We start from the raw sequence: 14,220 nt of genomic DNA, 5'->3' as shown, positions 1-14,220 counted from the left end.
GACCTCCGGGGTCGGGACCGGCGCCAGGGCCAGCGCATCGACCTCGACGTCGATGCGCGCCTGATCGGAGTCCACCTTCAAGAACACGTCGCCGACGCGCAGAGTCGCACGCTCGGAATGGGCGACCACCACTTTGACCTCATCCATGGGCGACGAGTATCCCCGGGGTGATCACCGACGTCACCGGGTTTACTGCGCGGGATGACGCGGCTGACCGCTTGCCGCTGTCCGGATGCTTCGTGCACGACATCGACCTCGCCAGGTCAAGCCCCACTCTCGTCGGTCGCCCTGATGGGGCGTCAGGTCAGAATTCGGCGATGCCGGGCGTCCGGGCCGGCGGGCAGGGCGAGGGTCCCCGGTCCGCTGCCGCCGGTCCTGCTCAGAAGTCCGCCCGACCTGGCAGGACGCGAGCGCTGGGGAGGTTCTCGAGAATCGAGGAGACCGTCTGCTCCGGTGTCTGCTCCGAGGTGTCGAGCCAGAGCCCGATACGCGGGGTGTCCACGCGCAGGGACTGGTCGAGAGCCTCAATCGTCCAGACCCCGTATCCGGCTTTCCGGCGTCCCGTTTCCCTGGCCTGCACAGCGGTGGTGGACGGAGCCAGAACAACGACGTACAGGGGGCGTGTGCGCACCTGGGTGACGTACTGGGGCAGGTCGGCCCCCAGGACGATGTCCTGCACGATCGCGGTCCATCCGTGACGCGCGTATGCGTCAGCCACAAGCGCGGACAGTCGGTAGCGAAGCTCCAACTGGGCTCTGGCCTCTGCGGTTTCCTCGGGGAAAAGTTCCTCTCGACCCGAGACGATCATCCGCCGAAAGAGATCTCCGCGCACATGGGCAGCCCGAGGTATCCGGCCGGCAAGGAGATCGGCCACCGTGGACTTTCCTGCTGCCATCACACCTGTGACCAGGACGACTGCGGAATCCAGTTCTTCGTTCACGCGGACCTCCCGCTCAGGGACGGCAGGTGAATCAACCGGCACTCCCGGCAGTCTGCTGACACAGCCCGGGACAAGCATCCGGATTAGTCGCACGGGACTCAGAGGGCAGCCGCTCCCGCTATACGGAGACCGGCCACGCCCCGACCCACACACGTGCGATGGCGCTGATGTAGCGCGCCCCGCACCGGTCCGCGGGCACCACCAGCTGGCTTCCCGCCGTGTCCAGGTCCTGGCCGTCCATCCGGGTGGCCAGGAGGACCGGGACATTGCCGAAGTCGGCATCGACCTCGGCCCAGGAGAGCACGGCGTGGTGCCCGTCCCCGCCGGTGACCGCCAACAGGTAGCGGGAGCGGTCCTTGCGCCTGCGGGCGTCGAACACCGGATGGGCGTCGAGGACCACCTCGCGGAGCAGGGGTCCCTCGAAGCTGTGGCGCTGCGGGCCGTTGGTGGCGCAGTCGAAGACCACCTCGGCCCGCTGCTGCTCCCATCCGCCCCGCAGGTCCTGCACGGTCAGCGTGGCCGGACGCTCGACGTCGCCGAGCAGGGCGAAGGGTGCGAGGAGCGGGGGAGGCGTGCGGGTGTGCGCGCTGAGTCGGCTCATGGGGATCCCCACATCGGACGGCCCGCAGGGCGGCTGTCAGAAGGTATGCCCAGCAGTCACCCCGTGGAATCGCGCGTACGAGGCAATGTCCGCCATACACCTGGCTTTTGTGAATCGATGGCCGGAGTTTCTGCCGCACCTCTGGGACGCCGACCCTGCGGGTCGGTCACCGTGCCGGCAGAGTGGCGGCTGCGCTGGAAGGTGCGAAAGGGTCACAAGGGTCACAGCCGCGTGGCGGTGCGGATCAGCCCGGCGAGGGCGAGCGACCGGCTGTGTGCGGGCCAGGCGATGTGGGTGACGACGGGGGGTGCGTCGGTGAGGGGGACGGCAGCGTGCTCGGCCCAGAGCCAGGAGCGGGCGGAGTCGGGGAAGACGGCCATGGTGCGTCCGAGGGCGACGAGCTGGGCCAGCTGTGCCTGGTCGTGGATCTCGGGGCCCGGGCCGGGCGGGTACGCGCCGTGGCGGGGCCAGCGGGCGAGCGGAAGACCGGGGACGTCGCTGACGTCGGCCAGAGACAGAGTTTGGCGTGACGCGAGCGGATGCCCGGCGGGCAGGATGGCGACCTGCCCCTCGGTCAGCAGCTCCTCGCTGTCGAAGCCTGCGAGGGAGTTGAACGGTGCGTGCATGAGCGCCACATCGGCGCGGCCGTCGCGCAGCATCCCTTCCTGCTCGCACATACCGCTCGACAGCACCTCGATCTCGGCGGCGTCGGGCTCGGCGGCGTAGGTGTCGAGCAGCTTCTGCAGCAGGTCATGGAAGGCGGCGGCCTTCACCGCCAGCACCAGTCGGTTGCGGGGACCGCCCGGACCGCCCGGAGCATCGGCGCCGGCGGCGCGGCGGGTGCGCCGGACGGCGGCGGTGGCCGCGTCGAGGGCTGCTCGGCCCTCGTGCAGCAGCATCTCTCCGGCACCGGTCAGGGAGACGCCGCGGCGGTCGCGATTCAGCAGGCAGACGCCGAGGCGCCGCTCCAGCTGCTGGATCGCCCGGGACAGCGGTGGCTGGGCCATGCCGAGGCGTTCGGCGGCGCGGCCGAAGTGCAGTTCCTCTGCGACGGCCACGAAATACCGCAACTCGCGGGTCTCCAAGGTGTCCATGGCCACAGGCTACTTCCGTGATACCTGGCGGGTATGACAGGGCACCGCGTGGGTATTGGATGCGCGGCCGGCCGGCGAGCGAAGATCGACAGCACGGGCGAAGCCACCCCCCGTGCCGTTGGCCGGCGCGGACGAGGAACGCCGACGACGAACGGCACCACGCGGCGCCCGGCCCCTGGAATATCCGCCTCAGCAGGAAAGACACAGCGATGAACACCTCTTCCGCGTCACTCCCCGGCGGCACCTGGAACCTGGGCGAGCTGACCGTCACCCGGTTCGGCTACGGCGCCATGCAGCTCGCCGGTCCCGGCGTCATGGGTCCGCCGGCCGACCACGACGGCGCGCTCGCCGTCCTGCGGGAGGCCGCCGGCCTCGGGATTACCCACATCGACACCGCCGGCGCCTACGGGCCCCGTGTCACCAACCAGCTGATCCGTGAGGCGCTGCACCCCTACCCCGGATCGCTGCACATCGTGACCAAGGTCGGCGCGGTCCGTGACCAGCAGGGCGGCTGGCCCCCGGCCCGGCAGCCCGAGGACCTGCGCCGCGCCGTCCGGGAGAACCTGGAGGACCTCGGCCTTGAGGCACTCGACGTGGTCAACCTCCGCCTCGGCGACGCGCTGGGGACTCGGCCCGGCTCGCTCGCCGAACCTTTCGAGGCCCTCGTCGAACTCCAGCAGCAGGGTCTCGTCCGCCACCTCGGAGTGAGCAACGTGACGGCGGAACAGGTCGCCGAGGCGCAGACGATCGCGCCGATCGTGTGCGTACAGAACATGTACAACCTCGCCCACCGTCAGGACGACGAGCTGATCGACGACCTCGCCGCCAAGGGCATCGCCTACGTGCCCTTCTTCCCGCTCGGCGGTTTCGCCCCGCTGCAGTCCACGGCGCTTTCAGCCGTCGCCACCCGGCTGGGGGCGACGCCGATGTCGGTCGCCCTGGCCTGGCTGCTGCAGCGGTCGCCGAACATCCTGCTCATTCCCGGCACTTCGTCGGTTGGGCACCTGCGCGAGAACGTCGCCGGCGCGGGGCTCCCGCTCTCCGGCGAGGAACTCGCCGAGCTGGACGGGATCGGCCTCTAGGCCCTCAATGGTGGGGGCAGGCGGCCCCGGGCGTTGGGTGCGGGCGCAGAACCGCGCCATCCGGATGACCGGGACTCCGGGAAAGCTACGAGCCACCGCCCCCTGTTCTGGATGATCAACCAAGAGGTGTTTCGATCACTTCACCTGGCATTTACGATGACCGCACTCGCAATCGCCTCGTGAATGTGAGATGTCGGACCGGAGTCCGGCAGTCGCGCAAGGAGCCAGACCATGCACGTCGAACACCTCCTCCAGCTCGAATCCCTCGGCCTCACCCTTCTGTGGGGCGAAGAGCCCCTGCCGGCCCGGGAGATCAGCGGAGTCACCGCCACCGACCTGGAGGACCCCGCCCGCTTTCTCCAGCAGGGCGAGGTCGTTCTCAGCGGCCTGGTGTGGTGGAACACCGCCGACGGGCCGGATAAGGCGGACCGGTTCGTCGCCGCGCTGCGGTCGGCGGGGGCCGTGGCCCTGCTGGCGGGAGAGGAAACGCACGGCACCGTGCCCGATGTCCTCGTCGAGGCCTGCCGGAACCACGGCGTCACGCTCATCGCCGTTCCCGCCCGGACCACCTTCCGGGCCATCACCGAAGCGGTCTACCTTCGGCAGTGGGGCGACCTCAGCCGTCGCCCCACCCACCACTACGCACTGCCCGAGAACGTCCGCAACGAGCTCAGCACCCTGCTCGCGGCCGCCGCGGACCCGGGCGTGCTGCTCGACCGCGCCTTCGCCCACCTGGGAGCCCCGGCCGCGTACCTTCTCAGCGCGACCGGGCGCACCCTCGCGCGCACCGGCTCGGCACCGTCCGTCCCGCCGTGGCGGGGCGCGGAACTCCTGCGCCGGCCCGCCGGGGCCACGCTGCGCGTCGAGTCGGACGGATCCCCCTACGACATGTGGCACCTGCATGTCCCCGACACGGCCGGGGCGCCGCCCCGCGTCCTGCACGAGATAGCCGATGTCATCGCGCAGTACCGGCACCGCACCGCCCCCGGGGCGAACGCGTCGCGGCGCAAGGGCGACGACCTCGTCTCGCTCGTCGACGCCCCGCACACCGACGGGACATCACTGCGCATCGCACTCCACGGCTGCGGCCTCTCCGACCGGGGCCCCTACCAGGTGGTCACGGCCCGGCTCGCCCACGAGGACGACGCGAGCGCGGCGGCGGACGCGCTGGCCGAGAGCCTGCACCACGATCCGGACAGGCCCTTCGCCGTGGGCAGACTCCCGGGAGGTGAGGCCGTGGCCGTCGTCCAGGGCGAACCGGACGAGAGCCGGGGCCGGTCCGAAGCGCTGTGGTCCCTGCTGGACGGCTGCCACCCGGGCGCGGTCCTCCACGGCGGTGCGGGGGCGGTGGCCGACGGTCCCGAGGGCCTTCACGGCAGTCTCGTACAGGCGCGCTACGCCCTGACCGTGTCCAGCACCATGGAACCCGCGGCGGCCCGGCTGACCTCGGTGGGCGACCTCACGACCCTGCACGCGCTGCTGGCGGGTCTTCCCGAGGACGTGCGCGAGGTCTTCAGCGCCCGCACCCTGGGCCCGTTGGCCGACGGGGACGGTGCCTCCCAGCGCATGATGCTGCACACCCTCGAAGTCTTCCTCGCGCACAACTGCTCCTGGGCACGCGCCGCCGAGGCCCTTCATCTGCACGTCAACACGGTCCACTACCGTGTCCGGCGCATCGAGCAGCTCACCGGCCGTGACCTGTCGCGCCTCGATCACAAACTCGATCTGCGGGCCGCCCTGCTGTGCCGCTGACCGCGCCGGCCGGGGCTCAGCCCCGGCTGCCGGGCCGGTCGATGTGCACATGCGTCGACTTCACCCGTGCGGTGGCCATGACCCCCACCTCCAGGCCGAGTTCGTCGACGGACTCGCGGCTGATCAGCGACACCAGCCGGTGCGGCCCCGACTGGATCTCCACCTGCGCCACGACGTCGTCGGCCTTCACCGCGGTGATGATCCCGGCGAAAGAGTTCCGTACCGACGTCAGTACCTCCCCGGGCACCGGGTGCAGACCCGCCGCACGTTCCGTGGCGAAGGCCGCGAGGCCGACTCCGTCGATCACCCGGTTCCCGGAGCCGCCCCGGTCCATCGCGAGGTGACCGCCATCGGCCCAGCGGCGAACGGTCTCGGGACTCACGGCCAGCAGCTCAGCGGCCTGACCAATGCTGTACGAAGGCACCCGCGCACTCTAGGCCAACGGCACGGATCGCAGGCACACCGGCGGTCACAGGCGCATCGGCGGTCACGGCACACCGGCCGTCCCGAGACCTTCCGGGCTCAGGCCCGTCCGTCCTGCGGCGGGCCGGCGGTGGACCCGCCCGGGGGCGTCCGGCCCGCACCCGTCGCCCCCGCCAGCAGTCCGTCCATCACCAGGTCCAGCAGCCGGGCGGCGCGCGGCTGCCAGTCGCTGTGCGGGTCGATCTGCCAGAGCCCGGCGATGGCGAGGACGAAGTCCTCGGCGGCCAGCCCCGGACGGATCGTGCCGGCCTTCTCGTTGGAGTCCAGCAGGAGCGTCACCGCCTCGGTGAGCGGGCCGTGGCCCAGCTGGGCCAGACCGCCGTGTCTGCTGACCGTCGTGCGAAGCGCCTCGGCCAGCCCGGCCTTGGCCATGGCGAACTGTGCGAGCCGGTCCATCCACTCCCGCAGGGCCCGGTCGGGTTCACGGGTCAGGAGCAACTGTCCGGCGCTGTCGGCGACCTGCTGCATCTCGTAGCGGTACACCTCCAGAACGAGGGCCTCGCGGTTGGGGAAGTTCCGGTAGAACGTCCCCTGTCCGACGCACGCCTTCTTCGCGATCGCGCTCACCGGGGCGTCCGCGGCCCGCGTCAGCTCGGCCAGCGCGACCTCGAGAATGCGCTCGCGATTGCGCTGCGCGTCCGGACGCAGAGGGGTGCCTTTGTCGTCCTGCACGTCTCCTCCTCCTTCCGGGCTCGCGGCCATGATCGGTCTTGATAGGCGGACAGCTGTCCACTAGGTTTGAGCGATAGCGGACAGTTGTCCGCTTAGGCTCACCTTAGCGGCAGATCCAGCCAATGTGGCCGACCGGTGCCTCATTCTCACCTGCGCAACCATTCGTATCGCCTCTCCCCTCCCGGGTTCCTGTGCCGGGAACGTCTCGTTCGACGCGCATCAGTAATGCGAAAGAAGGCTGATCATGGCCCCATCGACGTCCAGTGCCATCACCCTGAACATCAATGGCGAAAAGTACACGCTGCCCGTCGACCATCGCACCACCCTGCTCGACGCCCTGCGTGAGCGTCTCGATCTGACCGGCACCAAGAAGGGCTGTGACCAGGGCCAGTGCGGCGCCTGTACGGTGCTGCTCGACGGGCGCAGAGCCGTTGCGTGCCTGCAGCTCGCGGTCGCGGCCGAGGGGCGCGAGATCACCACCATCGAAGGGGTGGCCGACGGTGACCGGCTGCACCCCGTCCAGCAGGCCTTTCTCGACCTCGACGGCTACCAGTGCGGCTACTGCACACCGGGACAGATCTGTTCGGCCCTCGCGGTGATCGAGGAACACGCGGCGGGCTGGCCGAGCGCCGTGACCGACGACGTCCGGCCGGAGGCGGGGGTACCCGCTCTCACCGCCGAGGAGATCCGCGAGCGGATGAGCGGCAACCTGTGCCGCTGCGGCGCGTACGTATCGATCGTGCAGGCGGTCGCGCAGGCCGCGGAAGCCTCCGCGTCCGAGGCCAAGGAGTCGGTGGCATGAGGGAATTCGGTTACGAACGCGTCTTCGACGTCTCCGGGGCGGTCGCCCTCCTGGGGACCGACCCCGACGCCCGCTTCCTCGGCGGTGGCACCAACCTCGTCGACCTGATGAAGACCGGCGTCGAACGGCCCACGCTCCTCGTCGACGTCCAGGAACTTCCTCTGGACAAGGTCGACTTCACCCCGGATGGCGGGCTGAGCATCGGCGCGACCGCCACCAACAGCGATCTCGCCACCCACGCCGAGGTGCGGCGGCACTATCCGGCGCTGACCCAGGCGCTCCTGGCCGGCGCCTCCGGACAGCTGCGCAACATGGCCACGGTCGGCGGAAATCTGCTCCAGCGGACCCGCTGCGGCTACTTCAGTGATCCCGCCAAACCGTGCAACAAGCGTGAGCCCGGCAGTGGTTGTCCCGCCATCGCGGGCGAACACCACAACCACGCGATCCTCGGAGCCTCCGAGCACTGCGTGGCAACCCACCCCTCGGACATGGCGGTCGCGCTCGCGGCCTTCGACGCCGTCATCCGTTACGAGACGGCCGAGGGGCCGGGCGAATTGCCGATCGCCGAGTTCTACCGTCCCGTGGGGGACACCCCGCACATCGAGACCGCTCTGCCGCCCGGCGCCCTGATCACCGGAGTCACACTGCCGCCGGCCGCGGTCGCCGCGCACTCCCGGTACCGGAAGGTGCGCGAGCGGGCCTCGTACGCCTTCGCGATCGGTTCGATCGCCGCGGCGCTCGACGTCCAGGACGGTGCTGTGGCCGAGGTGCGCCTCGCGTTCGGGGCGGTCGCGTCCCGGCCCTGGCGGGCCCGCGAGGCCGAGCGGGCGCTGACCGGTGGGCCGGCGACCGCGGAGGCGTTCGCCGCAGCGGCGGACGCCGAACTGGCCGCAGCCGAACCGCTCCCCGAGAACGGATACAAGGTGACGTTGATGCGCAACCTCGTCGTGGCCGTGCTGACCGAACTCGCCGAGGAGGCCGCCCGATGACCACGACGACCGACAGTGCCGCGTTCACCGGAGCCATCGGCTCCGGCCGCACCCGGGTCGAGGGCCGGGACAAGGTCACCGGGGCGGCCCGCTACGCAGGCGAGATCCCCTTCGCGGAACTCGCCCACGGCTGGCTGGTGCTCTCGACGGTGGCCCGCGGCCGTATCCGTTCGGTGGCGGACGAACCCGTTCTGGCCATGCCCGGAGTCCTCACCGTGCTGCACCACGGGAACGCGCCGCGCGTCGACACCGACTACGTCGGCATGCTGGGACGCCCCAATCCGGTCGTCGGACTCTTCCAGCACGACCGGGTGCCCTTCGTGGGCTGGCCGGTGGCGCTGGTCGTGGCCGAGACGTCGGAGCAGGCCCGGGAGGCGGCCGAGGCACTCGTCGTCCAGTACGACGAGGAGCCGCACGACGTGGCCTTCTTCGCCGGGCACCCCGGCGCGTACAAGCCGGAGCAGAGCGCGATGGCCGACGCCGAGACGACGAAGGGCGATCTGAAGGCCGAGCTCGAAGCAGCCGCCTTCGTCGTGGACGAGGAGTACACCACCCCGGAGGAGCACCACAGCTCGATGGAGCCGCACGCGGCGACCGCCCGCTGGGACGACGGGCGACTCGATGTCCTGGACTCCAACCAGGGAAGCAGCTGGGTGGCCTCCGAAATCGCGCAGCTCTTCTCCCTCGACCCCGCCTCGGTACGGGTGCGGTCCGAGCACATCGGCGGAGCCTTCGGATCGAAGGGGCTCAGTCCCACCCAGGTGGCGGCCGTCATGGCCACGACCGCTCTCCAGCGCCCGGTACGCGTCGTACTGACCCGCCGCCAGATGTTCTCGCTCGTCGGCTACCGCAGCCCCACGGCTCAGCGGATCAGGCTCGCCGCCGACGCCGACGGCCGGCTGCGCGCCTTCGACCACCAGGCGCAGAGCCTCACCTCGACCGTGCACGAGTTCGTCGAGACGAGCGCGGTGCTGGGACGCGTCCTGTACGACGCCGACGCGCACCACACCCAGCACACACTGGTACGGCTCGATGTGCCGTCGCCCACCTGGATGCGCGCACCGGGAGAAGCACCGGGATCCTTCGCCGTCGAAGCGGCGATCGACGAGCTGGCCGAGAAGTCCGGCGTGGACCCCATCGTGTTGCGCGCGCGCAACGAACCCACGACGGGCCCGGTGTCGGGTCTGCCGTTCAGCAGCCGCAATGTGCTCGCCTGCTTCGAGGAGGGCGCCCGCAGGTTCGGCTGGGCGGACCGGGACCCGCGTCCCGGTCTGCGCCGGGACGGGCGCTGGCTGATCGGGACCGGCACGGCCGCGGCCACCTACCCCTCGGGGGTCGGCCCGTCCACCGCGGCCGTGACCGCCGAGGCGGACGGAACCTTCACCGTGCGGGTCAACGCGGCGGACATCGGGACCGGCGCCAGGACCGCGATGACACTCGTCGCCGCCGATGCGCTGGAGGTGGACCCGGACCGCATCAGGATGCGGATCGGGGACAGCGACATCGGTCCGGCGATGATCGCCGGCGGCTCCATGGGCACCCGCTCCTGGGCTTGGGCGGTCCGGCTGGCAGCGGCCGATCTGCGGGAGCGGCTGGCCATGGGCGGCGGCATTCCGCCGGAGGGGATCACCGCCCGGTCGAACACGGCCGAGGCCATCGGAGCTCTCCCCGCGATGGAACGGCACTCCTTCGGGGCGCAGTTCGCGGAGGCCGCGGTGGACGTCACCACCGGCGAGGTGCGGGTACGCAGGCTGCTCGGCATCTACGCCGCGGGCACCGTCGTCAACCCGCTCACCGCCCGCAGTCAGTTCATCGGCGGCATGACCTGGGGGCTGTCCATGGCCCTGCACGAGGAGGCGATCAGGGACCAGGCCTCGGGCGGCCACGTCGGGGCCGACTTCGCCGGTTACCACTTCGCCGCGCACGCCGACGTTCCGGTCATCGAGGCGGACTGGGTGGACGATCACGTCCACGGCGACCCGGTCGGGATCAAGGGCATCGGTGAGATCGGCGTCGTGGGCGTCGCCGCCGCCATCGCCAACGCGGTGTGGCACGCGACCGGCGTACGCCACCGGGAACTGCCGATCCGCCCGGACCGTGTCCTGAGGGCAGCGGAAGAAGCCCGGCGGCGGGCGGAGGGGGAGGCCGCGCGTGCTTGATGTCGCGGACACGCTGGGCCGCTGGTTCGAGGAGGGGCGGGACTTCGCCGTCGCCACTGTCGTGGCCGTCGGCGGCAGCGCGCCACGCGGTCCCGGCGCCGCCATGGCCGTCGACAGTGAGGGCACCGTCGTCGGTTCCGTCTCGGGCGGCTGCGTGGAGGGCGCCGTGTACGAGCTCTGCGTGCAGGCGCTGCGGGACGGCCGGACCGTGCGCGAGCGCTTCGGATACAGCGACGAGGACGCCTTCGCGGTGGGGCTCACCTGCGGTGGAGTCATCGAGGTCCTGGTCGCCCCGGTGGGGTCGGCCGCGCCGGTGTTCCTGGCAGCGGTGACGGCCGCGGACCGGGGCGAGTCGGCGGCGCTCGCCCGGATCGTCCGCGGACCGGACGACCTGCTCGGCGGGGCGCTCCTCGTGCACGCCGACGGTTCGTACGAAGGCAGCCTCGGCGGAACTCCGGAGCTGGTACGCACCGCGGCGGCCCAGGCCCGCGCGATTCTGGACACCGGCCGCACCGGCAGCGTCGAGATCGCCGAGGACGGGTCACGCTGCCCGGGCGGTGTGACTCTGTTCGTGGAGTCGAGTGTGCCGCCGCCCCGGATGATCGTCTTCGGAGCGGTGGACTTCGCCACCGCGCTGGTGCGGGCGGGCAAGTTCCTCGGCTACCACGTGACCGTGTGCGACGCACGGGCGGTCTTCGCCACCCGCGCCCGTTTCCCCGAGGCCGACGACCTCGTGATCGACTGGCCGCACCGCTACCTGCGGCAGACGGCGACCGACGGACGGACCGTGCTGTGTGTGCTCACGCACGACGCGAAGTTCGACGTCCCGCTGCTGGAGACGGCCCTGCGGCTGCCGGCCGCGTACGTCGGCGCGATGGGCTCGCGGCGCACCCATGAGGACCGCAACCGGCGCCTGCGCGAAGTCGGGCTGACCGAAGGCGAGCTGGCCCGGCTGCGCTCCCCGATCGGCCTCGACCTCGGCGCCCGCACCCCCGAGGAGACCGCGCTGTCCATCGCGGCGGAGATCGTCGCGGCGCGCCGGGGAGGGACGGGAGCACCGCTGACGGGTTCCGGCACGCCCATCCACCACGACACCGACAAACGACAGGAGGACGGGGCCCGCCCTGCGGCGGCTTGACGGGGGAGCCGGCCACGCCGCCGCAGGGCGGCCTTCGGGCATGTGTCAGAACGCCCGGAGGGTGACCGACCGGCCGGGCCGCAGCTCGACCCGCCGCGTCACGCCCCGCCAGATCACCTCCGTGGTGCGGCCGCCGACGCTGCGGATCCGCGCCTCGCGGACCCTTCCGCCGCGCCAGCTCAGGTCCACCACGAAGCCGCCCCGCGCCCCCAGGCCGGTGACGGAACCGGAGCCGGCCCAGGCGGCAGGCAGGGCGGGAAGCAGCTCGATATGGCCCGGCCGGGAGTAGAGCAGCATTTCGATCATGGCCGTCGGCGTGCCGAAGTTGGCGTCGATCTGGAAGATGCCGCGGTCCGGCTCGACCTGGTAGATGTCGAACAGGTTCATCGAGGAACCGTTGCTGCTGCTGACCGAAGGCCGGAGGTTGTTGGCGATCAGCTGATAGGCGTTGTCGGCGTTCTTCAGCCGCGCCCAGCACATCGCGCGCCAGGCGTTGGCCCAGCCGAAGCTCTCCATGCCGCGGGCCCGCAGCAGCGCCGTCGCCCCGTCGAGCAGTTCGGGAGAGACCGCGCCGGGACGGATCCTGTCCCCCGGGAACAGGCTGATCAGCGGTGACAGGTGGCGGTGGGTCGTCTCGCCGAGGTTCTCCGGGGACATCCACTCCTGGAGCCAGCCGGTCTCGGGGCTGACCTCGGGCAGATACAGCCGCTTCCGCATCCCCGCCACGGTCACGCCGTACCGCGCCTCACGGCCGAGCAGTGCGCACGCCTCCTCGAAGTGCAGGAAGAGGTCCCGGACCACCTCCTGTACATAGGTGTTTCCCTTCCCGTCCTGCGGTCCGTGCTCCGGGGACCAGTCGCTGTCCGCGATCAGGACCTCGCGCCGCTCGCCCGTGGCCGCGTCGGTGACGGTCGTCGTCAGCAGACGCGCTTCCCAGAACTCGCAGGCACCCTTCAGCATCGGGAAGATACGCGCCACGTGCGTGAGGTCCTGGGTGAACTCGTAGTGCTCCCAGAGCGAGTTGCACAGCCAGGCGTTTCCCGCCGGGTGCCACCACCAGCCCAGCCCGCCGTGGATGTTCGTGGAGAACGCCACCGTCCAGCCCGCGACCTTGCCACTGGAGTTGCGGAACCGGTTGGCCGGGTCGTTGAAATGGCTTCCTGTGAGCTCCGTCCAGGACGGGAGCTGGGCGAGACAGTATTCCGTGAGCGCGTCGAAACAGGGGGACAGGCCCGCCCGGTCGGCCATCCAGTAGTTCATCTGGATGTTGATGTCGGTGTGGTAATCGCCCATCCAGTCCGGGTCGTTGCCGTCCAGCCACAGGCCCTGCAGAGCGACCGGCAGTCCGCCCCGTGACCCGGAGATCATCAGATAGCGGCCGAACTGGAGGTACATCGCCTCCAGTTCGGGATCGGGGTCGCCCTCGGCGGTGCGGGCCCGGAGCCGGTCCCAGGTGTCCAGGGCGCGCTGCTGCGCGGTGGAGGAGCCCAGATCCACCGACATGCGGTCGAACAGCTTCCGGTGATCGGCCACATGGGTGTGCAGCAGATCGGTCACGGAAACGGCGGCGGCGTCACGGGCCTTGGTCCGTGCGAGGGCGAGCGGGTCGAGGCCCGGATCGCGGTAGCCCTCGGCCGCGTCGGGAGCGTAGTTCGTGCCGCCGCTGATCACCACGGTGAGGTCGGCGCACCGGGTGAAGGTGATCCGGCCGCCTTCCGTGGAGACCTTGCCGCTGCGGCTGCGCGCGTGGACGACGGCCCCGTACCGCAGCCCGTTGCCGAACGAGTCCGCCAGGAAGATCTCGGCGCGGCTCCCGTCCGCCGAAGTGGTCTCGCCGTGCGTGCCGTCCAACGAGAGCGTGCCGGTGTAGTGGCCGCCGCCGCGCTGGGTGAACCGGACGACCACGACATCGTCCGGGCGGCTGGCGAAGACGCTGCGCTCGTACGCCACACCGGAACGCGTGTAGTGGGAGGTGACGACACCCTGGGCGAGGTCGAGGCTGCGGCGGTAGCCGGACACCTCGGACAGATCGTGGCCGGGGATCTCGACGGACACGTTGCCCAGCAGTGTGAAGCTGCCGAAATCCTCGCGTCCGTAAGGGAACTGGCCATCCGCATCCAGCCGGTCATTGATCCCGCCGGTCCACAGCGTGGCGTCGGTGATGTGCAGCAGCTCGTGCGCGGGGTCGTTGCCGACGAGCGCGCCGAGCCGGCCGTTGCCCACCGGGAGGGCCTGCTCGATCATCGACTGCGCGGAGGCGGGCGCCCGGTACCACATCTCGGTGGCGGGGCCGGGGGCGCGCAGCGGCGATGAGACGGGCCGTTGTGGGGGAGCGGCGGCGGCGAACGCGGGCAGCGCGCCGAGCGCACCGGCCGAACCGACTGCGGCGGCGAGCGTGAGCAGACGACGCCGGCTCGGGTGGACCGGCAGTGACTGCTCGGGAGAGTGCGGTCGGGGGTGCTGCTCGTTCACAGTGACTCCATTCCGGTACGGATGACAGGTGGGGAG

12 protein-coding genes and 1 pseudogene are annotated in these 14,220 nt (G+C 71.1%); 6 read left to right on the top strand and 7 right to left on the bottom strand.

Annotated features, from left to right (window positions below; genetic code table 11):
- From ACFVW8_RS26305 to ACFVW8_RS26290, 4 genes and pseudogenes are all read right to left on the bottom strand, one after another.
- Positions 1 to 147 (bottom strand): annotated as a pseudogene (locus tag ACFVW8_RS26305) (aminoglycoside phosphotransferase family protein); the annotation flags it as partial.
- 232 nt (positions 148 to 379) lie between these two features.
- Complete coding sequence (locus tag ACFVW8_RS26300; protein WP_389694102.1) at positions 380 to 940, bottom strand: AAA family ATPase; 561 nt, start codon at positions 938 to 940, stop codon at positions 380 to 382.
- 118 nt (positions 941 to 1,058) lie between these two features.
- On the bottom strand, positions 1,059 to 1,541 hold the full coding sequence (locus ACFVW8_RS26295; protein ID WP_389694100.1) for a molybdopterin-dependent oxidoreductase: 483 nt from the start codon (positions 1,539 to 1,541) through the stop codon (positions 1,059 to 1,061).
- A 221-nt stretch (positions 1,542 to 1,762) separates the two neighbouring features.
- Positions 1,763 to 2,635, bottom strand: coding sequence for a LysR family transcriptional regulator (locus tag ACFVW8_RS26290; protein ID WP_389694098.1), 873 nt, complete (start codon positions 2,633 to 2,635; stop codon positions 1,763 to 1,765).
- A 209-nt stretch (positions 2,636 to 2,844) separates the two neighbouring features.
- Here ACFVW8_RS26290 and ACFVW8_RS26285 point away from each other — a divergent pair, with 209 nt between their 5' ends.
- Together ACFVW8_RS26285 and ACFVW8_RS26280 are read left to right on the top strand one after the other, a co-directional pair.
- Positions 2,845 to 3,717 (top strand): aldo/keto reductase family oxidoreductase, encoded by an 873-nt coding sequence (locus ACFVW8_RS26285; RefSeq protein ID WP_389694096.1) that lies wholly within the window; start codon positions 2,845 to 2,847, stop codon positions 3,715 to 3,717.
- A 231-nt stretch (positions 3,718 to 3,948) separates the two neighbouring features.
- Positions 3,949 to 5,469: a PucR family transcriptional regulator gene (locus ACFVW8_RS26280; RefSeq protein ID WP_389694094.1), complete on the top strand. Its 1,521-nt coding sequence runs from the start codon at positions 3,949 to 3,951 to the stop codon at positions 5,467 to 5,469.
- Between the two features lie 16 nt (positions 5,470 to 5,485).
- Here ACFVW8_RS26280 and ACFVW8_RS26275 read toward each other — a convergent pair whose 3' ends face one another.
- Positions 5,486 to 5,893, bottom strand: coding sequence for a molybdopterin-binding protein (locus ACFVW8_RS26275; protein ID WP_389694092.1), 408 nt, complete (start codon positions 5,891 to 5,893; stop codon positions 5,486 to 5,488).
- A 98-nt stretch (positions 5,894 to 5,991) separates the two neighbouring features.
- Positions 5,992 to 6,654: a TetR/AcrR family transcriptional regulator gene (locus ACFVW8_RS26270; protein ID WP_389694090.1), complete on the bottom strand. Its 663-nt coding sequence runs from the start codon at positions 6,652 to 6,654 to the stop codon at positions 5,992 to 5,994.
- Between the two features lie 214 nt (positions 6,655 to 6,868).
- On the opposite strand from ACFVW8_RS26270, the gene ACFVW8_RS26265 reads away from it, so the two are divergent.
- The 4 genes from ACFVW8_RS26265 to ACFVW8_RS26250 are packed head-to-tail and all read left to right on the top strand — an operon-like array spanning position 6,869 to position 11,712.
- A complete protein-coding gene (locus tag ACFVW8_RS26265; RefSeq protein ID WP_389694088.1) occupies positions 6,869 to 7,426 on the top strand; it encodes a (2Fe-2S)-binding protein in 558 nt (185 codons plus the stop codon).
- Positions 7,423 to 8,415, top strand: coding sequence for an FAD binding domain-containing protein (locus tag ACFVW8_RS26260; RefSeq protein WP_389694086.1), 993 nt, complete (start codon positions 7,423 to 7,425; stop codon positions 8,413 to 8,415). Before ACFVW8_RS26265 ends, ACFVW8_RS26260 begins: the two co-directional genes overlap by 4 nt.
- Positions 8,412 to 10,574 (top strand): xanthine dehydrogenase family protein molybdopterin-binding subunit, encoded by a 2,163-nt coding sequence (locus ACFVW8_RS26255; protein WP_389694084.1) that lies wholly within the window; start codon positions 8,412 to 8,414, stop codon positions 10,572 to 10,574. The genes ACFVW8_RS26260 and ACFVW8_RS26255 overlap by 4 nt, the downstream gene beginning before the upstream one ends.
- Complete coding sequence (locus ACFVW8_RS26250; protein ID WP_389694082.1) at positions 10,567 to 11,712, top strand: XdhC family protein; 1,146 nt, start codon at positions 10,567 to 10,569, stop codon at positions 11,710 to 11,712. Before ACFVW8_RS26255 ends, ACFVW8_RS26250 begins: the two co-directional genes overlap by 8 nt.
- A gap of 45 nt (positions 11,713 to 11,757) precedes the next feature.
- Here the strand turns inward: ACFVW8_RS26250 and ACFVW8_RS26245 are convergent, their stop codons facing one another.
- The gene (locus ACFVW8_RS26245; RefSeq protein ID WP_389694080.1) at positions 11,758 to 14,184 is read right to left on the bottom strand and encodes a glycoside hydrolase N-terminal domain-containing protein; all 2,427 of its coding nucleotides are present in this window, start codon (positions 14,182 to 14,184) and stop codon (positions 11,758 to 11,760) included.
- Between the last annotated feature and the right edge of the window lie 36 nt (positions 14,185 to 14,220).

This window comes from Streptomyces sp. NPDC058221, from assembly GCF_042882365.1.
Taxonomy (GTDB): domain Bacteria; phylum Actinomycetota; class Actinomycetes; order Streptomycetales; family Streptomycetaceae; genus Streptomyces.
The sequence above is the reverse complement of the archived record's forward strand: the minus strand, read 5'-3'. Positions and strand labels throughout refer to the sequence as shown.

What these genes read in the sequence shown, in the direction of transcription:
- ACFVW8_RS26255 (WP_389694084.1), top strand. Translation starts at nt 8,412, where the DNA reads ATGACCACGACGACCGACAGTGCCGCGTTCACCGGAGCCATCGGCTCC.
- ACFVW8_RS26265 (WP_389694088.1), top strand. Translation starts at nt 6,869, where the DNA reads ATGGCCCCATCGACGTCCAGTGCCATCACCCTGAACATCAATGGCGAA.
- ACFVW8_RS26285 (WP_389694096.1), top strand. Translation starts at nt 2,845, where the DNA reads ATGAACACCTCTTCCGCGTCACTCCCCGGCGGCACCTGGAACCTGGGC.
- ACFVW8_RS26295 (WP_389694100.1), bottom strand. Translation starts at nt 1,541, where the DNA reads ATGAGCCGACTCAGCGCGCACACCCGCACGCCTCCCCCGCTCCTCGCA.
- ACFVW8_RS26270 (WP_389694090.1), bottom strand. Translation starts at nt 6,654, where the DNA reads ATGGCCGCGAGCCCGGAAGGAGGAGGAGACGTGCAGGACGACAAAGGC.
- ACFVW8_RS26280 (WP_389694094.1), top strand. Translation starts at nt 3,949, where the DNA reads ATGCACGTCGAACACCTCCTCCAGCTCGAATCCCTCGGCCTCACCCTT.
- ACFVW8_RS26290 (WP_389694098.1), bottom strand. Translation starts at nt 2,635, where the DNA reads ATGGACACCTTGGAGACCCGCGAGTTGCGGTATTTCGTGGCCGTCGCA.
- ACFVW8_RS26260 (WP_389694086.1), top strand. Translation starts at nt 7,423, where the DNA reads ATGAGGGAATTCGGTTACGAACGCGTCTTCGACGTCTCCGGGGCGGTC.